This is a genomic window from Streptomyces sp. NPDC045899, assembly GCF_056431485.1.
In genome coordinates this window covers 39,234-57,277 of the sequence record NZ_JBWKKP010000025.1, presented here as the reverse complement: position 1 = coordinate 57,277, position 18,044 = coordinate 39,234, and the positions used below count along the sequence as shown (strand labels likewise).

Genomic DNA, 18,044 nt, shown 5'->3' with positions numbered 1-18,044 from the left:
TCCGGCGACCCGCCGGACTCCGGAGCACTTGTGTGTCAGGGGGACCAGTCCGGATGTCACCGTCGTCAGCCACGCGCCACCGGGCCGTCTGGGCCGTTCCGCTGGGCCTGACGGGTCTGGTGCTGGTCCTGCTGCTGGCCGTCGGCGGGTGGTTCCTCCTCGGGCCGGACAGCGACACGCGCACCTCGGCGGCCGACCGGGCCGAGCGACTGGCCCGTTTCGCACCTGAACAGAATCCGCACGCGGGCCGCTTCTATGTCCCCGTCGAGGGACGGAGCGCCGGGCACACCGCCTGTCTGCGGTACCGGATCAACGGCGGGCAGGACAGCAGCGTCAGGGACTTCCGGAGGACCTACGGGATCGAGGGCCCGGGCCGTGTCGGGGCCGCCATTCCGCGCGCGGTGGCGGACGGCCTCACCAGCCATGTCCCCGCGCACGCGGACCTGGCCTTCACCGATATCGACGAGGGCGTACGGCGGGACGTGTACGTGGTCTACGACGGCGAGGGCGAGGGCAGCGCCACCGAATCGGGTGCGCGGGTCTACGTCCACGCCGAGAAGCCGTAGCCGAAGCCGAAGCCGAAGCCGAAGCCGGCCACTCTGCAGCGACGCTGCACGGTGGGTTGTAGAACCCTGAAGTGGACCTGTAGATCAACAGGCTTGAGAATTCCCTCATGTCCACACATCACCACCGCACCGGCGGTCCATCCGGCCGTTCCGCCTGTGCCATGATCACGCCGTTCGCCACCGACGGTTCGCTCGACCTCGACGGCGTCCAGCTGCTCGCCACCCGCCTCGTCGACGAGGACGGCTGCGACGGGCTGGTGGTGAACGGCACCTCCGGCGAGGCGCCCACCACCGGCGACGCCGAACAGGAGGCGGTCGTCCGGGCGGTGGCCGAAGCCGTCGGCGACCGGGCGCGGATCACCGCGGGGGTCGGCAGCAACGACACCCGGCACGCGGTCGAACTGGCACGGGCGGCCGAACGGGCCGGGGCGCACGCGCTGCTGGTGGTCACCCCGTACTACAGCCGCCCGCCGCAGGACGCGGTCCGGGCCCACTTCCGCACCGTCGCGGACGCGACCGGCCTGCCCGTCCTGCTGTACGACATCCCCGGGCGCACCGGGACCGCGCTGTCCTGCGAGACCCTGCTGCGGCTGGCCGAACACCCGCGGGTGGCGGGGGTGAAGGACTGCGCGTACGACCTGATGAAGTCGGCGAGGGTCCTGGCGGCCACCGATCTCGCCTACTACTCGGGCTGCGACGAGCAGAACCTCCCGCTGCGGGCGATCGGCGCGGCCGGGTACATCAGCACCGTCTCCAACGTGGCCGGCCCGCAGGTGCGCGCCGTGCTGGACGCGTACGACGCGGGCGACCCGGGCACCGCGGCCCGCCGTCATCTCGCGCTCACCCCGCTGGTCGACGCGATGATGTCGAGCCTGCCCGGGGCGGTCACCGTGAAGGCGCTGCTGGACGCGCTGGGGCGGCCCGCGGGGCCGGTGCGGGCGCCGCTGCTGGCGGCCGGTACCGACACCACGGCCGGTCTGGTCGACGCCTACAAGCGGGCGACGACCGGACCGGCCTGGGACTAGCGGCGGCTGGTGGCGGCTAGTTGTGGCTGTGCAGCGCCTCGTTGAGGCCGCCCCACGAACCGGAGCGCGGCAGCGCCTCGACCGCACCGGTGGTGGAGTTGCGGCGGAAGAGGAGGTTGCGGGCGCCGGACAGTTCGAGCGCCTTGACGATCTTGCCGTCGGGGAGGGTGACACGGGTGCCCGCGGTCACGTAGAGGCCGGCCTCGACGATGCAGTCGTCGCCGAGCGAGATGCCGATGCCCGCCTGGGCGCCCAGCAGGCAGCGCTCGCCGATGGCGATGGTCTGCTTGCCGCCGCCGGAGAGGGTGCCCATGATCGACGCACCGCCGCCGATGTCCGAGCCGTCGCCGACCACGACGCCCGCGCTGATCCGGCCCTCGACCATCGAGGTGCCGAGGGTGCCCGCGTTGAAGTTGACGAAGCCCTCGTGCATGACGGTGGTCCCGGCGGCGAGGTGCGCACCGAGCCGTACGCGGTCGGCGTCACCGATGCGGACCCCGGCGGGGACCACGTAGTCGGTCATCCGCGGGAACTTGTCGACGCTGGTCACGCTGAGCTGGAGGCCCTCGGCGCGGGCGGCGAGCCGGGCGCGCTCCAGCTGGTCGACGGCGACCGGGCCCAATGAGGTCCACGCCACGTTGGCGAGTACGCCGAACATCCCGTCGAGGTTCTGGCCGTGCGGGGCGACGAGCCGGTGGCTGAGCAGGTGCAGCCGGAGGTAGACGTCATGGGCGTCCAGCGGCTTGTCGTCGAGCGAGGCGATGACCGTACGGACGGCCACGACCTCGACACCGCGGCGCGGGTCCGGGCCGAGCGCCTTGACGGCGGTCTCGCCCAGCAGCCGGGCGGTCTGCTCGGCGTCGAGCCGCTCGGTCCCGGCCGGACCGGGGGCCTCGGCCAGCTCGGGGGACGGGAACCAGGTGTCCAGAACGGTGCCGTCCTCGGTGAGGGTGGCGAGTCCGGCGGCGACGGCGCCGGGGCGGATGGTACGGGTGGTGGCTGCGTCGGTCATGGTCAGAACGCTAGCCGGAGCCGCCCCCGGGAGGCGAACCGGTCTCACGTCCCGGCCCGCAGCCGCCCCCCGGACCCGCCCCGGCCCGGGGTCCGGGCGGCGCTCCCGGCGCCGGGTGGGAACACATCGGTCTCCTGCTGCCGGAGGCGGCCGGGAGGGTCCGGCGTGCCGTTGGGCGGACCGTGGGCCCGGTCTCGGAGGCCCTGGTCCGCCCGGCGTCCCGCGCACCGGGTCGCAACGAGTCGGCCACCGGCCGCCGCCGGACCGGGCCCCGGCCCGGGGCGCGGCAGGCGGTGGCACGGGGTGGTGCCGGGCCCCGGCCGGGCCCGGCACCGAAGGGGTCAGCGGACGGTGTCGCCCTTGTCGTCGACCAGGGCGCGCTTCGCCTTCGCCGTGGAGATGATCACGTCTCCGGCCTTCCAGTGGTCCTCGGGACCGCCCTCCCCGCCCGGGTTGTCGGCCACCGCGATATGGCGGCTGCCGGACGAGACCCAGGTGCGCGGGTTGTAGAGGTACTGGCCGCGGAGGTCACCCTGAGCCTTGTCGCCGAGCGAGAGCGCGATGGCGTGGCGGCCGAGGATGTCCTTGACCGAGTCGGCCTTCAGACCGGGGATCGCGGCCATGGCGCGGAAGACCGCGGCCCGCCCCTTCGGCGGTGCCGGGTAGGCCTCGGTGAGCAGGGTGAGCGCCCGGAAGTCGTGCTGGGCGCGGGTCTCCCCGTCCGCCTTCGGGTAGAAGGCGCGGGCCTTGGCGCGCACCTTCGCCGGGTCCTCGGGGAGGGACTTCAGGAAGCGGTAGGTCTCGCGCGGCGAGTGGTCGTCGCCCGCCTTGCCGCCCTCCATCGAGGGGTTGTCGTAGCGGGACCAGGACGAGTGGTCCACCAGACCGGGCCGCTCGCCGTCGGTGGCGTTCACCCGGCTGGTCTCGGTGAAGACCCACTGGCCGTCGTGGGGCCGCGGATCCTTGGCCCGCCCGGCGATGGCGGCCGCGTCCCGCAGGGTCTCGGCCGGGCTGCCCAGCGCCACCGCGTAGGACTGGCTCATCGCGGCGACCGGCGCCGTGCGGACGCCCTCGCCGCCGTCCACCAGCTGGGCGGCCAGCACGGCGGCCGCGGTGACGGTGGCGGCTGCGCCCACGGCGGCCAGCCGCCAGCCGAAGCGGACGCGGGGGGTGTTGAGGTGACGGGCGCGGGCGCCGCCCTCGGCGGCCTCGGCGAGCTGCCTGCGTCCGGCCGCCAGCCGGATCGCGTCCGGGCGGGGTGCCTGCGAGCGCAGTTCACGGACCTTGGTCATTTCATCCATAGGTGGCCACCTCCGTGGCATCGCTGAGGACGGCGGGATCGGCGCCGAGGGCGGCGCGCACCTTGCGGCGGGCGCGGTTGAGCCGGGAGCGGACCGTCCCGACGGGGATGCCGAGGGCTTCGGCGACTTCCTGGTAGCTGAGGTCGGCCCAGGCGATCAGCAGCAGGACGTGGCGGTCCCGGGCGGACAGCCCCGCGAGCGCCTCGGCCAGCGGCCGGCGGGTGGCCTCGGCGGTGACCCGGTCCTCGGCCCGCTCGACCCAGGACTCGGCGACCGGGTCGGTGCCGGTGCGGGCGAGGGCGCGCAGCGCCCGGACCTCGGCGCGGCGGTGCTTGCCGATCAGATTGGCGGCGATGCCGTAGAGCCAGGGGCGGGCCGCGTTGCGGCGGGTGTCGAAACGGGCCCGGCAGCGGAAGGCGACGAGGAAGGTCTCGGCCGTGATGTCGTCCGCGGCGCCGTCGCCGAGGCGGCGGGCGGCGTAGCGGTGGATGTCGGGCGCGTACCGGTCGTAGAGCCGGGCGAAGAGTTCGGGCCGCTCCACGGACTGCGCGATGACATCGGCGTCGTCGTGGAGCGGTATGCGCTGGGGCGGTGGGTCGGGATCTGTCACGGAGTCTCCGCATCCTCGGCGGGAAGGAGTGTCACCCCCTGTTCCCCGCAGGGCCCGATCGGGTTCACGCGCCGCCTCCCTCGCTCGTCTCAGCCGGTGATCCGCTCTATGGCCGCGCGTACCTCGGTGCGCTCCAGCGGTCTGCCGGTCAGCAGTACCTGGAGTATCACCCCGTCCATGAGCGCCACCACCATCCGTGCGGTATCGACGTCGCCGGTGCGGCGGGCCAGCAGGGCGGCCATGTCGTCCAGACAGGCGGCGGCGATGGGCCGCACCGCCGCCCGGCGCAGTGCGGCGAAGTAGAGCTCGTACTCCAGCTCCAGCCGGGCGCGGTCGCCGCCCAGCAGCGTCTCGATGAGCCGCAGCAGTTCGTCGGCGAGCGGGCGGCCGGGGTCGGCGGCGCGCTCCCACTGCTCCAGGTGGTCCAGCCAGTCCACGTTGAGCTGGCGGAGGGCCGCGACGAGCAGATCGTCGAGGGTGGCGAAGTGGTAGGTGGTCGAGCCGAGCGGTACGTCCGCCTCGGCGGCCACCGCGCGGTGGCTCAGTCCGCCGATACCGCGCTCCCCGACCACCGTGATCGCGGCGTCGATGATCCGCTGCCGCCGCTCGGGGTCGTAGCGGCGCGGCATCAGTGGGCCCCACCGAGGTTGAGCACCACGACCCCGGCGATGACGAGCAGCACCCCGATGACCTTGGCGGCGGTCGCGGCCTCGCCGAGGAAGACCATGCCGATGACGGCGATCACGGCGGTCCCGGCCCCGGCCCATATGGCGTAGGCGGTGCCGACGGAGACCGTCTTGAGGGTCTGGGCGAGGAGGGCGAAGGCGATCAGATAGCCGGTGACGGTGAGCACGGTGGGCCACAGCCGGGTGAATCCGTCGCTGTACTTCATCGCGGTCGTGGCCAGCACCTCGGCCAGGATCGCACCGGAGAGCATCAGGTACCCCATGCGTACGATCGTACACAACGTTGCGTACGGTCGTACACAAGTGGGCCGGGAAGCGCCGGAAGCGCGGAACGGCCCCCGCGCGGATGCGCGGGGGCCGTTCCGTGGAGCTGTTCCGGGGAACCGCTGCGAGGCGGTCCTCAGACGTTGAAGCCGAGGGCGCGGAGCTGCTCGCGGCCATCGTCGGTGATCTTGTCGGGACCCCACGGCGGCATCCAGACCCAGTTGATCCGGAGCTCGTTGACGATGCCGTCGGTCGCGGACTTCGCCTGGTCCTCGATGACGTCGGTCAGCGGACAGGCCGCGGACGTCAGCGTCATGTCGATGGTGGCGATGTTGGCGTCGTCGATGTGAACGCCGTAGATCAGCCCGAGGTTGACCACGTCGATCCCCAGCTCGGGGTCGACGACGTCGTACAGGGCCTCGCGGACCTCTTCCTCGCTGGCGGGCTTGGTCGTCGTCACGTCGTCACTCATACGGTCTTCCCTCCAGCGGTTTCGCCGAGCGCCTGCGCGGTGGCGTCCTTCCATGCCATCCAGCTGAGCAGGGCGCACTTCACTCGGGCGGGGTACTTGGAGACACCGGCGAACGCGACCGCGTCCTCCAGCACCTCCTCCATGGCGTCGTCCGGGACGGTCTGCCCCTTGGACTGCATCAGCTCCAGAAACGTCTCCTGGATCCTGCGAGCCTCGCCCAGCTCCTTGCCCACCAGCAATTCATTGAGCACGGACGCGCTGGCCTGGCTGATGGAACAGCCCTGGCCCTCGTAGCTCACGTCCTCGATGGTCTCGCCGTCGAGCCGCACCCGCAGGGTGATCTCGTCACCGCAGGTGGGATTGGTGTGGTGTACCTCTGCGTCGCCGTCCCTGAGGCCCCGTCCATGGGGGTTCTTGTAGTGGTCCAGAATGACGTCCTGGTACATCGAATCCAGTTTCACGCGGTCGCCCCTACCCGAAGAAGTTCCGTACGTGCTCCAGGCCCTCCACCAAGGCGTCGACCTCGGCGGGGGTGGAGTACAGATAGAACGACGCCCGTGTGGTCGCGGGAATTCCGTACCGCAGGCAGACGGGTCGGGCGCAGTGGTGGCCGACGCGGACCGCGATGCCCTGTTCGTCGAGGACCTGGCCCACATCGTGCGGGTGGATGTCACCGAGCGTGAAGGAGATCGTGGCACCGCGCTCCTCGGCCGTGGTGGGGCCGATGATGCGCAGGTCCGGCACCTCCAGGAGCCTGCCGACCGCGTAGTGGGTCAGGGCGTGCTCATGGCGGGCGATGTCCTCCATGCCGACCGAGGCCAGATAGTCCACGGCCGCGCCGAGGCCGACGGCCTGGGCGATCGGGGGCGTACCGGCCTCGAACTTGTGCGGCGCCGGGGCATAGGTGGAGGAGTGCATCGAGACGGTCTCGATCATCTCGCCGCCACCGAGGAACGGGGGCAGGTCCTCCAGCAGCTCCTGGCGGCCCCACAGCACACCGATACCGGTCGGACCGCACATCTTGTGGCCGGTGAAGGCCACGAAGTCGGCCTGGAGCGCCTGGACGTCCAGCACCATGTGCGGCGCGGCCTGGGAGGCGTCGATGACGACCAGGGCGCCCACGTCCTGGGCGCGGCGGACGATCGCCTCGACCGGGTTGACCGTGCCCAGGATGTTGGAGACCAGCACGAACGAGACGACCTTGGTCTTCTCGGTGATGACCTGCTCGATCTGCGACAGGTCGAGACGGCCGTCGTCGGTGAGGCCGAACCACTTCAGCTTCGCGCCGGTGCGCTGCGAGAGCAGCTGCCACGGGACGATGTTGGAGTGGTGCTCCATCTCCGTGATGACGATCTCGGTCTCGCGGTCCACCCGGTAGGGCTCATCGGCCCAGCCGAGCATGTTGGCCACGAGGTTCAGCGACTCCGACGCGTTCTTGGTGAAGATCACCTCATCGCGGCTGGGAGCGTTGATGAAGCCGGCGACCTTGTCGCGGGCGCCCTCGTACAGCGCCGTGGCCTCCTCGGCCAGCACATGCACACCGCGGTGCACATTGGCGTTGGAGCGTTCGTAGTAGGTGTTGAGCGCGTCGAGCACCTGGCGCGGCTTCTGGGACGTGGCCGCGTTGTCCAGGTAGACGAGCTTCTTCCCGTCGTGGACCGGGCGGTCCAGGATGGGGAAGTCCTTGCGGATCGCCTCGGTGTCGAGGAGGCCCGGCAGCTGTGTCACTCGGACGCGCCTCCCTTCACGTACGCCTCGTAGCCCTCGGCCTCCAGCTTGTCGGCCAGCTCCGGGCCGCCGGACTCGGCGATCCGGCCCGCGGCGAACACGTGGACGTGGTCGGGCTTGATGTACCGCAGGATGCGGGTGTAGTGCGTGATCAGCAGGGTGCCGACCTCACCGGCCTCACGGACCCGGTTGACGCCCTCGGAGACCACGCGCAGCGCGTCGACGTCGAGGCCGGAGTCGGTCTCGTCGAGGATCGCGATGGCGGGCTTCAGCAGCTCCAGCTGGAGGATCTCGTGGCGCTTCTTCTCACCGCCGGAGAAGCCCTCGTTGACGTTGCGCTCGGCGAAGGAGGGGTCGATCTGGAGGCGCTGCATGGCCTCCTTGACCTCCTTGACCCAGGTGCGCAGCTTGGGGGCCTCACCGCGGATGGCGGTGGCGGAGGTCCGCAGGAAGTTGGAGACGGAGACACCCGGCACCTCGACCGGGTACTGCATGGCCAGGAAGACACCGGCGCGGGCGCGCTCGTCGACGGACATCTCCAGCACGTCCTCACCGTCGAGGGTGACGGTGCCGCCGGTGATGGTGTACTTCGGGTGGCCGGCCAGCGAGTAGGCCAGGGTGGACTTGCCGGAGCCGTTGGGGCCCATGATGGCGTGCGTCTCGCCCTGCTTCACGGTCAGGTCGACGCCTCGCAGGATCTCCCGGGGGCCGCCCTCGGCCTCGACGGAGACGTGCAGGTCGTGAATCTCAAGCGTTGCCATGGGTGCCTCAGGACTCCTGGGTGACGGAGACGAGCACGTCGTCCCCTTCGATCTTTACGGGGTATACGGGGACGGGGCGCGTGGCCGGGAGACCGGACGGCTTGCCGGTGCGCAGATCGAAGCTGGAGCCGTGCAGCCAGCACTCGATCTGACAGTCCTCGACCTCGCCCTCGGACAGCGAGACGTTCGCGTGCGAGCAGATGTCGTTGACGGCGAACACCTCACCCTCGGTGCGGACCAGCGCGACCGGAACGCCGTCGAGCTCGACCCGCTTGGGGGTGTCGTCCTCGAGCTCGGCCAGGGCGCAGGCGCGTACGAAGGTCTCGGTCATCCTACGGACGCCTCCAGCTCTGCCTCGATCTTGGCGATCAGACGCTCCTCCAGATCGGGGACGCCGATCTGCTGGACGAGCTCGGCGAAGAAGCCGCGGACCACCAGACGGCGGGCCTCGTCGGCCGGGATGCCGCGCGCCATCAGGTAGAAGAGCTGCTCGTCCTCGAAGCGGCCGGTGGCGCTGGCGTGACCGGCGCCGACGATCTCGCCGGTCTCGATCTCCAGGTTGGGCACCGAGTCGACGCGGGCGCCGTCGGTGAGGACCAGGTTGCGGTTGAGCTCGTAGGTCTCGGTGCCCTCGGCGGCGGCGCGGATCAGTACGTCACCGATCCAGACCGCGTGGGCGTCCTTGCCCTGGAGCGCCCCCTTGTAGGCCACGTTGCTCCGGCAGTGCGGGGTGTCGTGGTCGATGAAGAGCCGGTGCTCCTGGTGCTGCCCGTTGTCGGTGAAGTACAGGCCGTAGAGCTCGGCCTCACCGCCGGGGGCGCCGTAGACCACCCGCGGGTGGAGCCGCACCAGATCGCCGCCGAAGGTGACGACCACGGACTTGAAGCCGGCGTCCCGGCCGACCAGCGCGGTGTGCTGCCCGGTGTGGACGGCGGTGTCGGCCCAGTCCTGGATGGAGACCACGGTGAGCTTGGCGCCGTCGCCGAGCACGTACTCGACGTTGGCGGCGAGGGTGGCGTCACCGGTGTGGTCGATGACCACCACGGCCTCGGCGAAGGCGCCGAGCTCGACGAGCTGGTGGCCGAAGGCGGTGCCGCCCTCGCCGTGCACGGAGATCCGCACCGGCTCGGTGAGCACCGTCTCCTTGGGGACGGAGACGACCGAGGCCTTCTCGAAGGAGCTGTACGCCTGCGCCGCCACCCGGTCCACCGGCTTGCCGGCCTTGCCCAGGCGCGCGTCGTCCCGGCCCACGGTCTCGACGGTGACGCCCTCGGGGGCGCTCACCTCGACCTTGACGCCGCCGTCGGCGACGGCGGTGCCGTCGTGGAGGCCGCGCAGCCGCTCCAGCGGGGTGAACCGCCATTCCTCCTCCCGGCCGTGCGGCACGGGGAAGTCGGCCACGTCGTACGACGCGGGGGCGCTGACCCGCGCATCGGTGGGCTGGCCCACCTGGATGACACCGTCCGTAGTGGATCCGGCGGGAATGGTTTCAGCCATGGCTGTCGTACTGCTCGCTTTCTGCCTTCGGTGGCTTTCACGGGGATGCCCCGGTGCGATGGGGCCGGAGGTGCGGTGGCGTCAGCCGACCGCGCCCTCCATCTGCAGCTCGATCAGCCGGTTGAGCTCCAGCGCGTACTCCATGGGCAGCTCGCGAGCGATCGGCTCGACGAAGCCGCGGACGATCATCGCCATGGCCTCGTCCTCCGACAGACCGCGGCTCATCAGGTAGAAGAGCTGGTCGTCGCTGACCTTGGAGACGGTCGCCTCATGGCCCATCGACACATCGTCCTCGCGGACGTCCACGTAGGGGTAGGTGTCCGACCGCGAGACGGTGTCCACCAGCAGGGCGTCACAGAGCACATTGGACTTGGAGCCCTCGGCGCCCTCGCCGATCTCGATCAGACCGCGGTAGGAGGTACGGCCACCGCCGCGCGCCACCGACTTGGAGACGATGTTGGACGAGGTGCGGGGCGCCATGTGGACCATCTTGGCGCCGGCGTCCTGGTGCTGGCCCTCGCCCGCGAAGGCGATGGACAGGGTCTCGCCCTTGGCGTGCTCGCCCATCAGGTAGACGGCGGGGTACTTCATGGTCACCTTGGAGCCGATGTTGCCGTCGACCCACTCCATGGTGGCGCCCTCGTAGGCGACGGCGCGCTTGGTGACCAGGTTGTAGACGTTGTTCGACCAGTTCTGGATGGTCGTGTAACGGCAGCGGGCGCCCTTCTTGACGATGATCTCGACGACCGCGGAGTGCAGCGAGTCCGACTTGTAGATCGGCGCGGTGCAGCCCTCGACGTAGTGGACGTAGGCGTCCTCGTCGACGATGATCAGCGTCCGCTCGAACTGGCCCATGTTCTCGGTGTTGATCCGGAAGTAGGCCTGGAGCGGGATCTCCACGTGGACGCCCTTGGGCACGTAGATGAACGAGCCGCCGGACCACACCGCCGTGTTCAGCGAGGCGAACTTGTTGTCGCCCGCCGGGATCACCGAGCCGAAGTACTCCTTGAAGAGCTCCGGGTGCTCCTTGAGCGCGGTGTCGGTGTCCAGGAAGATGACGCCCTGCTCCTCCAGGTCCTCACGGATCTGGTGGTAGACGACCTCGGACTCGTACTGGGCGGCGACACCGGCGACCAGGCGCTGCTTCTCGGCCTCCGGGATGCCCAGCTTGTCGTACGTGTTCTTGATGTCCTCGGGCAGCTCCTCCCAGGAGGCGGCCTGCTGCTCGGTGGAACGCACGAAGTACTTGATGTTGTCGAAGTCGATGCCCGACAGGTCCGAGCCCCAGGTGGGCATGGGCTTCTTGCCGAAGAGCTTCAGGCCCTTCAGGCGCATGTTGAGCATCCACTCCGGCTCGGACTTCTTCGCCGAGATGTCGCGGACGACCTCCTCGGAGAGCCCGCGCTTGGCAGAAGCGCCGGCCACGTCGGAGTCGGCCCAGCCGTACTCGTAGTTGCCCAGACCCTCGAGCTCAGGGTGAGCGGTCTCCGTGGGGAGAGTCATACGGGGTTCCTCCCGGCCGTGCTGGCAGATGCGGTGGTGGTCTTACTGGTACTGGGGTCGGCCGTCGCGGCCGATGGGGATCTGTCGGTCTTCGGAATGAACGTCGTGCACACCCCGTCGCCATGGGCGATGGTGGCCAGACGCTGCACATGAGTCCCGAGCAGCTGGGAGAAGACCTCGGTCTCCGCCTCGCACAGCTGCGGATATCGCTCGGCTGCGTGGGCGACCGGGCAGTGGTGCTGGCAGAGCTGTTCGCCGACCGGCGCGCTGCGCGCCGTAGCAGCGTACCCGTCCGCGGACAGCGCGCCCGCGAGGGCCTGGGTACGGCTGCCGGGATCGGCGGCCTCGACGGCACTGCGGTACGCCACGGCCTGGCCGGCCAGCCGGGCGCGGGCGAACGCCGCGACGGCGGCCCGTCCGGCCTCACCGCCCCCGGCGCTCTGCTCGATCCAGCGCAGGGCGTCGACGGCCAGCGAGTCATAGGCCTGGTCGAAGGCGTCACGGCCGCAGTCGGTCAGGGCGAAGACCTTGGCCGGGCGGCCGCGCCCCCGCGCCCCGTACACCCTCTTCTCGCGGGGCTCGACGACGCCGTCGGCGACGAGGGTGTCGAGGTGACGGCGGACGGCCGCCTGGGTCAGCTCCAGCCGCAGCGCGAGCTCGGCCGCGGTGGAGGGGCCGTGATCGAGGATGGAACGGGCGACCCGGTTGCGGGTGCCGTGCTGCTCATCGGGCGCGGACACGGGCACGCCGGACCGCGCGGCCGTCTCGGCCGCGCTTCCCTTCGGAGCCTCGCTCGCGTATTTCACAACGCCATTGTTGCGTAATTCCGGCGGTACATACAACCGACGGCCGCGGCCCTCACTGGTGGGGTGCATCACTTAGGCACACCTAACTTCACCTGCGACGATGCGATGGCGCGGCGATCCGGCGGGACCGGCTTCCGCCCTGCCGCCCACAGCGCCCCCGGGGATTCGTAGACTGCCCGGCATGCGAGAAGAGCCCGCGGTCGACGTCGTCGGCCTGGTCAAACGGTACGGCTCGAAGACCGCGGTCGACGGACTCGACCTGTCCGTCGCGCGCGGCACCGTGAGCGCCGTCCTCGGACCCAACGGGGCCGGCAAGACCACCACCGTCGAGACCTGCGAGGGGTACCGCCGCCCCGACGCCGGGACGGTGCGCATATTCGGCCTGGACCCGGTGGGGGACGCGGCGGCGCTGCGGCCGCGGATCGGGGTGATGCTCCAGTCCGGAGGCGTTTATTCCGGCGCGCGCGCAGAAGAGATGCTGCGGCACACCGCCTCCCTGCACGCCCACCCGGTGGACGTCGGTCTGCTGGTCGAGCGGCTGGGGCTCGGCTCCTGCGGCCGCACCACCTACCGCAGACTCTCCGGCGGTCAGCAGCAGCGGCTCGCCCTGGCCATGGCCGTCGTCGGCCGCCCCGAACTGGTCTTCCTCGACGAGCCGACCGCCGGTCTGGACCCGCAGGCCCGACGCGCCACCTGGGAGCTCATCCGCGAGCTGCGCCAGGACGGGGTCACCGTCGTGCTGACCACCCACTACATGGACGAGGCCGAACAGCTCGCCGACCACGTCGCGATCATCGACGGCGGCAAGGTGATCGCCCACGGCAGTCCCGAGGAGCTGTGCCGGGGCGGTGCCGAGAACACCCTGCGCTTCACCGGCCGCCCCGCGCTCGACCTGCCCTCGCTGCTCAAGGCGCTGCCCGACGACAGCACGGCCGCCGAGCTGACCCCCGGCGGCTACCGCGTCACCGGCAAGGTCAACCCCCAGCTGCTGGCCACCGTCACCTCGTGGTGCGCACAGAACGGGGTGATGCCGGACCGGATCTCGGTCGAGCGGCACACCCTCGAGGACGTCTTCCTCGAGCTCACCGGTAAGGAGCTGCGAGCGTGACCGCCACGGGCACTTTCCTCCCCCGGCCGGGGTCGGCACCGCTGCTGCGGATGATCCGGGCGCAGGCCGCGCTGGAGACCCGGATGCTGCTGCGCAACGGTGAGCAGCTGCTGCTGACCGTGGTCATCCCGTCCCTGGTGCTGGTGCTGTTCAGCAGCGTCGACATCGTGGACACCGGCACCGACGGCGCGACGGTGGACTTCCTGGCACCCGGGGTGCTGGCGCTGGCCGTCCTGTCCACCGCGTTCACCGGACAGGCCATCGCCACCGGTTTCGAGCGGCGCTACGGCGTGCTGAAGCGGCTCGCGGTCTCCCCGCTGCCCCGGTGGGGGCTGATGACCGCCAAGACCTGCTCGGTGCTGGTCACCGAGGTCCTCCAGATCGCCCTGCTGACCGCGATCGCGCTGGGTCTGGGCTGGTCGCCGCACGGCAATCCGCTGGTGGTGGCGCTGCTGCTGATCCTGGGCACCGCGGCGTTCTCCGGTCTGGGCCTGCTGATGGCGGGCACCCTCAAGGCCGAGGCCACCCTGGCCGCCGCCAACCTGGTCTTCCTGCTGCTGCTCGTCGCGGGCGGGGTGATCGTCTCGCTGGACAAGTTCCCGGACGCCGTCCGGGGCGTCCTGGAACTGCTGCCGATCTCCGCGCTGTCGGGCGGGCTGCGGGACGTCCTCCAGAACGGCGGTCCGGTGCCCTGGCGGGAGCTGGGGATCCTGGCGGTGTGGTCGGTGCTGGGCCTGGGCGCGGCGGGCCGCTTCTTCCGCTGGGAGTAGCGCGGCCGGACGGGCCGGGACGGTCCCCGCGGGCTGCTGGAAAGGCCGGTTCCGCCCGGTCCGGGACCCTCGTGAAAAGCTGCACAAGCGGCCGCCTACGATGGGCTCGTGCCCTCTTCGCTGAACCCCCTCGAGCAGATCGCCCGGCGCTGGCAGCCGTCCGCGCGCTTCGTGGAACGCGCCGCGCTGGCCGCCGTGGTGATGGCCGTCGTCATCGTCGTCACCGGCGGCGCGGTCCGGCTGACCCAGTCCGGACTGGGCTGTGACACCTGGCCGAAGTGCACCTCCGACAGTCTGACGCCGACGGCCGAGGCGGGCATCAACGGCATCATCGAGTTCGGCAACCGGATGCTGACCTATGTGCTGTGCGCGGTGGTCGGGCTCCTGATCATCGCCGCCCGCGCCCGCACCCCGGTGCGCACCTCGCTCACCCGGCTCGGCTGGACCCAGTTCTGGCTCATCATGGGCAATGCCGTGGTCGGCGGGGTGACCGTGCTGACCGGGCTCAACCCGTACATCGTCAGCTCGCACTTCCTGCTGGCCACCGCGCTGCTCACGGTGGCCGTGGTGACCTGGCAGCGGGCCCGTGAGGGCGACGGGGAGCCGGAGGAGCTGGTGGCCCGTCCGGTGCGCCAGCTGACCTGGCTGCTGGTGGGGTCGACGCTCGCGCTGATCGTCATCGGCACCGCGGTCTCCGGAGCCGGTCCGCACGCCGGTGACGCCCGCAAGGTGCACCGCATCCCGGTGGACTGGCAGGAGATCACCCAGCTGCACGTGGACTTCGTCTACATCGTGCTGGGCCTCACCGCCGCGCTCTGGTTCACCCTGCGTGCCGTGAAGGCCCCGGCCGCCCAGCGCCGCGGGGTGCTGGAGCTGCTGGTCATCCTGCTGCTCCAGGGCGTGATCGGCTATGTGCAGTACTTCACCCATCTGCCCGAGATCGTCGTCGGCACCCATATGTTCGGCTCCTGCCTGGTGTGGATCGCGGCGCTGCGGGTCCTGCTGTCGCTGCGCGAGCGCGGCGGTGCCACCGGATCCCCCGAGGCCGCCGGCGTGTCCTCCCCCACCGGGGAGCACGAGGCGCTTCAGCCGGAGACCGCGTCCGCCCCGGCCGCCGGGCCGGCCGAGCCCGCCGCCTCCAGCCGGTAGACCCGGCGCGCGGTACCGGCCGCGACCAGAGCGGTGATCCGCCGCGCCTCGGCGCGGGTGCACACCCCCTCGTCGGTCCACTCGGCGGTCAGCCGCGCCATGGCGTGGGCGAACAGCCGGGCTGCGGTCACATACAGCTCGGGCAGCGCCCGCGCGCCGGTGGAGAACAGCAGCTTGCCGAACGGCGCCTCGCCCAGGGTCTCCGCCGGCCGCGGCCCGGCGTCCGCGTAGACGTGCGGGAAGGCCGCGGCGAGCTGGGCCGCCCGCCGGTGGTACGGCCGCTCGGGCAGCAGCACCAGATCGGTGCCGAACCCGGCGGTGGCCCGCAGGAAGCCCAGCAGCGGCTGCGGATCGGCGCAGTGCAGCTGCACCGGCAGCCCGGTGGCCACCGCGCTCCACAGCAGGTGCTGGGTGAGGGCGGGATCGAGGGAACGGTCCCGGGCCGGTCCCCCGGCGAGTCTGCGCGCGGCGGCCCGGCGCACCGCGCGCGGATCCGGGGGGATCTCGTCGCCGTGGGTGATGCCCAGGGCGAACGCGGTGGCGTGCTGGGCGGCGGCGTACAGCGCCTCGGCGGTGTTTCCGGTGAACGCGTCGACCGTGCCGGAGGTGTCGGCCACCTGCTCGGCCAGCGGTTCCAGCCGGACCACCTCATGGACCCGGCCGTCGGCCGCGGCGGCCAGTTCGCCGGATGAGGTGAGGTCGCTGGGGGCGCCGGACTCCAGCAGGAAGGTGCCGATGCCCGCGCCCCGCAGCAGCAGCCGGGCGGCCCGGTAGGCGCCCAGTTCCCGGCGGCGGGCGAGATAGCTGACCGGTGCGCAGTGCGGGTCCATGCCCAGCAGCGGCGGGCACCAGCGGCGCACCGCGAGCCCGGTCCAGCTGTCGAAGAAGGTGGTGCCCGCGGGGGCCGCGCCCGATCCGGCGGCGGAGGCCAGATGGGCCTCGAAGGAGCCGAGCCCCAGTTCGCCGTGGACCGTGCCGTGGCTGTACTGGTCGACCAGGGGCGGCAGCGCGGCCGGGTCCGCCACCGGACCCGGCCCGTCGCGCGGGACCGGGCCGGCCGACGGGCCCAGGGTGCCCGGGGAGTCCGTCGCCTCGTCCATCGCCGCCGCCTCCTCGCCCTTCAGACATCGACGGGCTTAACGGGCGAAAGGGGTGCGAGGTGTCGGGGCCGCGGTACGGCGGTCCGCCCGGCTCGGTTCCGGGCGGGGACCGGCCTCGGCTCAGGGGTTGGCGGGACCGCCGATCTGCATACCCGCCATCCGCGTCCACTCATAGGGTCCGGTGCGGACCTTGGCGGCCATCTCGCCGTCGAACTCGTCCTCGAGGGTGAGCCCGGCGAGCTCGGCGGCACGGCGGGCGGTCTCGTGCGAAGGGGCGACCAGTACACCCCACTCCCCGTTGGCCCCCACCAGGGCGATCCGGGTGGTGCCGCGGCCGATGTGGGCGAGCTGGCCCTCGGCGCTGCCGCCGTGACTCGCGGCGAAGGCCGTGATCTGGTGGGCGAGCCGCTTGGCCCGCTTCTCATCCTTGGAGGGCTTGGCGGGCTGGGCGCTCCCGACCGTCTCCACCGTCTCCGCCTGGGTGCTGTCTGCCATACCAGCAATGCTACCCGTCGGTAATCAGCGCAGGAAGGGGTCCACGGCGACGGCGACGAAGAGCAGCGACACATAGGTGATGGACCAGTGGAAGAGCCGCATCTCCTTGAGCTTGGCCCCGGTGATCCCGGCCCGGGCGCGCGCCTGGAGCCCGTACGCCTCCCGGAGCCAGAACCCGCCCAGCACCACGGCGACGATCGGGTAGAACCAGCCGGTGTAGCCCAGCGGCCACAGCAGCAGGGAGACACCGACCATGGCCCAGCTGTAGAGGACGATCTGCCGGGCGACCGCCTTGTTGCCCGCGATCACCGGCAGCATCGGCACGCTGACCCGCTCGTAGTCGTCCTTGACCTTCATCGACAGCGGCCAGTAGTGCGGCGGCGTCCAGAAGAAGATGACGAGGAACAGGATGACCGCGGCCCAGGAGACGTCGTCGGTCACCGAGGACCAGCCGATGAGCACGGGCATACAGCCCGCGATCCCGCCCCAGACGATGTTCTGCGAGGTGCGCCGCTTGAGCAGCATCGTGTAGACGACGACGTAGAAGACCAGCGCACCGAGTGACAGCATCGCGGACAGCGGGTTGACCAGGACCCAGAACCAGGCCGTGGAGACCACCGTGAGCGCCGAGGCGAACACCAGGCACTCGGCCGGTGAGACCATCCCGGTCACCAGCGGACGCTGGGCGGTGCGGTCCATGAGCGCGTCGATGTCGCGGTCGAGGTACATGTTGAACGCGGCGGCACCGCCCGCCGACAGATAACCGCCGACACAGGTCGCCAGCACCAGCCAGAGGTCGGGAACGCCCCCGGCGGCCAGGAACATGACCGGCACCGTGGTCATCAGCAGCAGCTCGATGACGCGCGGCTTGGTCAGCGCGACGAACGCCTTGACACGGGCCCCGAGCGGCCGGTGGCCGGAGCCCGTATCGCTCGTCTCCAGCACCCCCGCAGGACGGGATTCGACGGCCGTCACGCACACCCCTGGTGGAAGCAAGAACCAGCAAGCACCGGACATGAAGAGCCGGTAAAGACTTGCGCGTACCACGCCACTCTAGACGCAGGGGATGTACCGCTCGCCGCCGGGGTCGGGTCGTGTTGGCGGCGCGCGCCCGCCGGGGCGCGCAGGGCGCGCACCACCCGGAACAGCTCCTTCCGATCACCCCGCGCAACCGCGGAGGGGAATGCGCCG

General features: G+C 71.3%; 21 protein-coding genes. 5 read left to right on the top strand and 16 right to left on the bottom strand.

The genetic code is table 11. The annotated features are described in order from the left end of the window. The first annotated feature begins 53 nt into the window (after window positions 1-53). Both AC07FT_RS29295 and dapA read left to right on the top strand, forming a co-directional pair. Window positions 54-566, top strand: a complete 513-nt coding sequence (locus tag AC07FT_RS29295) for a hypothetical protein (RefSeq protein ID WP_479178949.1) — start codon at window positions 54-56, stop codon at window positions 564-566. A gap of 107 nt (window positions 567-673) precedes the next feature. After that, a complete protein-coding gene (gene dapA, locus AC07FT_RS29290) occupies window positions 674-1,591 on the top strand; it encodes a 4-hydroxy-tetrahydrodipicolinate synthase (protein WP_479178948.1) in 918 nt (305 codons plus the stop codon). A gap of 16 nt (window positions 1,592-1,607) precedes the next feature. On the opposite strand, the gene dapD is transcribed toward dapA, so the two are convergent. The 13 genes from dapD to AC07FT_RS29225 all read right to left on the bottom strand — a co-directional run bounded on the left by dapD (window position 1,608) and on the right by AC07FT_RS29225 (window position 12,231). Further along, window positions 1,608-2,603, bottom strand: coding sequence for a 2,3,4,5-tetrahydropyridine-2,6-dicarboxylate N-succinyltransferase (gene dapD / locus AC07FT_RS29285; RefSeq protein ID WP_479178947.1), 996 nt, complete (start codon window positions 2,601-2,603; stop codon window positions 1,608-1,610). Window positions 2,604-2,944: 341 nt separating this feature from the next. Then, window positions 2,945-3,904, bottom strand: coding sequence for a CU044_5270 family protein (locus AC07FT_RS29280; protein WP_479178945.1), 960 nt, complete (start codon window positions 3,902-3,904; stop codon window positions 2,945-2,947). Then, window positions 3,897-4,514, bottom strand: coding sequence for an RNA polymerase sigma factor (locus AC07FT_RS29275; protein WP_479178944.1), 618 nt, complete (start codon window positions 4,512-4,514; stop codon window positions 3,897-3,899). Before AC07FT_RS29275 ends, AC07FT_RS29280 begins: the two co-directional genes overlap by 8 nt. Before the next feature lie 89 nt (window positions 4,515-4,603). Continuing rightward, entirely contained in the window at window positions 4,604-5,143 is a 540-nt protein-coding gene (locus tag AC07FT_RS29270) for a TetR/AcrR family transcriptional regulator (RefSeq protein WP_479178943.1), read from the bottom strand. Further along, a complete protein-coding gene (locus tag AC07FT_RS29265; RefSeq protein WP_479178942.1) occupies window positions 5,143-5,463 on the bottom strand; it encodes a DMT family transporter in 321 nt (106 codons plus the stop codon). Before AC07FT_RS29265 ends, AC07FT_RS29270 begins: the two co-directional genes overlap by 1 nt. A 137-nt stretch (window positions 5,464-5,600) precedes the next feature. Then, on the bottom strand, window positions 5,601-5,936 hold the full coding sequence (locus tag AC07FT_RS29260; protein ID WP_471202292.1) for a metal-sulfur cluster assembly factor: 336 nt from the start codon (window positions 5,934-5,936) through the stop codon (window positions 5,601-5,603). Next, entirely contained in the window at window positions 5,933-6,397 is a 465-nt protein-coding gene (gene sufU / locus AC07FT_RS29255; protein WP_479178941.1) for a Fe-S cluster assembly sulfur transfer protein SufU, read from the bottom strand. Before sufU ends, AC07FT_RS29260 begins: the two co-directional genes overlap by 4 nt. Before the next feature lie 10 nt (window positions 6,398-6,407). After that, on the bottom strand, window positions 6,408-7,664 hold the full coding sequence (locus AC07FT_RS29250; protein ID WP_254742773.1) for a cysteine desulfurase: 1,257 nt from the start codon (window positions 7,662-7,664) through the stop codon (window positions 6,408-6,410). Continuing rightward, window positions 7,661-8,425: a Fe-S cluster assembly ATPase SufC gene (gene sufC, locus AC07FT_RS29245; protein ID WP_432038711.1), complete on the bottom strand. Its 765-nt coding sequence runs from the start codon at window positions 8,423-8,425 to the stop codon at window positions 7,661-7,663. The genes AC07FT_RS29250 and sufC overlap by 4 nt, the downstream gene beginning before the upstream one ends. 7 nt (window positions 8,426-8,432) lie before the next feature. Continuing rightward, window positions 8,433-8,756, bottom strand: coding sequence for a bifunctional 3-phenylpropionate/cinnamic acid dioxygenase ferredoxin subunit (locus tag AC07FT_RS29240; RefSeq protein ID WP_254742779.1), 324 nt, complete (start codon window positions 8,754-8,756; stop codon window positions 8,433-8,435). After that, complete coding sequence (sufD, locus tag AC07FT_RS29235; protein ID WP_471202299.1) at window positions 8,753-9,922, bottom strand: Fe-S cluster assembly protein SufD; 1,170 nt, start codon at window positions 9,920-9,922, stop codon at window positions 8,753-8,755. Before sufD ends, AC07FT_RS29240 begins: the two co-directional genes overlap by 4 nt. A gap of 81 nt (window positions 9,923-10,003) precedes the next feature. Continuing rightward, window positions 10,004-11,425 (bottom strand): Fe-S cluster assembly protein SufB, encoded by a 1,422-nt coding sequence (gene sufB / locus AC07FT_RS29230; RefSeq protein WP_254742784.1) that lies wholly within the window; start codon window positions 11,423-11,425, stop codon window positions 10,004-10,006. Next, window positions 11,422-12,231: a helix-turn-helix transcriptional regulator gene (locus AC07FT_RS29225; protein ID WP_471202301.1), complete on the bottom strand. Its 810-nt coding sequence runs from the start codon at window positions 12,229-12,231 to the stop codon at window positions 11,422-11,424. Before AC07FT_RS29225 ends, sufB begins: the two co-directional genes overlap by 4 nt. A gap of 181 nt (window positions 12,232-12,412) precedes the next feature. Here AC07FT_RS29225 and AC07FT_RS29220 point away from each other — a divergent pair, with 181 nt between their 5' ends. The 3 genes from AC07FT_RS29220 (at window position 12,413) to AC07FT_RS29210 (ending at window position 15,258) form a co-directional block, all read left to right on the top strand. After that, a complete protein-coding gene (locus AC07FT_RS29220) occupies window positions 12,413-13,339 on the top strand; it encodes an ABC transporter ATP-binding protein (protein ID WP_471202303.1) in 927 nt (308 codons plus the stop codon). Continuing rightward, window positions 13,336-14,109, top strand: a complete 774-nt coding sequence (locus AC07FT_RS29215; RefSeq protein ID WP_479178939.1) for an ABC transporter permease — start codon at window positions 13,336-13,338, stop codon at window positions 14,107-14,109. Before AC07FT_RS29220 ends, AC07FT_RS29215 begins: the two co-directional genes overlap by 4 nt. A gap of 108 nt (window positions 14,110-14,217) precedes the next feature. Continuing rightward, window positions 14,218-15,258, top strand: a complete 1,041-nt coding sequence (locus AC07FT_RS29210) for a COX15/CtaA family protein (protein ID WP_479178938.1) — start codon at window positions 14,218-14,220, stop codon at window positions 15,256-15,258. Here the strand turns inward: AC07FT_RS29210 and AC07FT_RS29205 are convergent. The 3 genes from AC07FT_RS29205 to AC07FT_RS29195 all read right to left on the bottom strand — a co-directional run bounded on the left by AC07FT_RS29205 (window position 15,195) and on the right by AC07FT_RS29195 (window position 17,828). Further along, the gene (locus AC07FT_RS29205) at window positions 15,195-16,358 is read right to left on the bottom strand and encodes an amidohydrolase (protein WP_479178937.1); all 1,164 of its coding nucleotides are present in this window, start codon (window positions 16,356-16,358) and stop codon (window positions 15,195-15,197) included. The two genes, AC07FT_RS29210 and AC07FT_RS29205, sit on opposite strands and share 64 nt — an antisense overlap. A 120-nt stretch (window positions 16,359-16,478) precedes the next feature. Further along, the gene (locus AC07FT_RS29200; protein ID WP_432038718.1) at window positions 16,479-16,853 is read right to left on the bottom strand and encodes a hypothetical protein; all 375 of its coding nucleotides are present in this window, start codon (window positions 16,851-16,853) and stop codon (window positions 16,479-16,481) included. 24 nt (window positions 16,854-16,877) lie between these two features. Beyond that, window positions 16,878-17,828 carry a heme o synthase gene (locus tag AC07FT_RS29195; protein ID WP_479178936.1) on the bottom strand — a complete coding sequence of 317 codons (951 nt, stop codon included), beginning with the start codon at window positions 17,826-17,828 and terminating at the stop codon, window positions 16,878-16,880. Window positions 17,829-18,044: the final 216 nt, after the last annotated feature.

Bases quoted from the DNA above. Each gene is read 5' to 3' on its own strand.
- dapD (WP_479178947.1), bottom strand. From the start codon at position 2,603: ATGACCGACGCAGCCACCACCCGTACCATCCGCCCCGGCGCCGTCGCC.
- AC07FT_RS29200 (WP_432038718.1), bottom strand. From the start codon at position 16,853: ATGGCAGACAGCACCCAGGCGGAGACGGTGGAGACGGTCGGGAGCGCC.
- AC07FT_RS29270 (WP_479178943.1), bottom strand. From the start codon at position 5,143: ATGCCGCGCCGCTACGACCCCGAGCGGCGGCAGCGGATCATCGACGCC.
- AC07FT_RS29220 (WP_471202303.1), top strand. From the start codon at position 12,413: ATGCGAGAAGAGCCCGCGGTCGACGTCGTCGGCCTGGTCAAACGGTAC.
- dapA (WP_479178948.1), top strand. From the start codon at position 674: ATGTCCACACATCACCACCGCACCGGCGGTCCATCCGGCCGTTCCGCC.
- AC07FT_RS29295 (WP_479178949.1), top strand. From the start codon at position 54: ATGTCACCGTCGTCAGCCACGCGCCACCGGGCCGTCTGGGCCGTTCCG.
- AC07FT_RS29240 (WP_254742779.1), bottom strand. From the start codon at position 8,756: ATGACCGAGACCTTCGTACGCGCCTGCGCCCTGGCCGAGCTCGAGGAC.
- AC07FT_RS29205 (WP_479178937.1), bottom strand. From the start codon at position 16,358: ATGGACGAGGCGACGGACTCCCCGGGCACCCTGGGCCCGTCGGCCGGC.
- AC07FT_RS29260 (WP_471202292.1), bottom strand. From the start codon at position 5,936: ATGAGTGACGACGTGACGACGACCAAGCCCGCCAGCGAGGAAGAGGTC.
- AC07FT_RS29280 (WP_479178945.1), bottom strand. From the start codon at position 3,904: ATGGATGAAATGACCAAGGTCCGTGAACTGCGCTCGCAGGCACCCCGC.
- sufD (WP_471202299.1), bottom strand. From the start codon at position 9,922: ATGGCTGAAACCATTCCCGCCGGATCCACTACGGACGGTGTCATCCAG.
- AC07FT_RS29265 (WP_479178942.1), bottom strand. From the start codon at position 5,463: ATGGGGTACCTGATGCTCTCCGGTGCGATCCTGGCCGAGGTGCTGGCC.
- sufC (WP_432038711.1), bottom strand. From the start codon at position 8,425: ATGGCAACGCTTGAGATTCACGACCTGCACGTCTCCGTCGAGGCCGAG.
- sufB (WP_254742784.1), bottom strand. From the start codon at position 11,425: ATGACTCTCCCCACGGAGACCGCTCACCCTGAGCTCGAGGGTCTGGGC.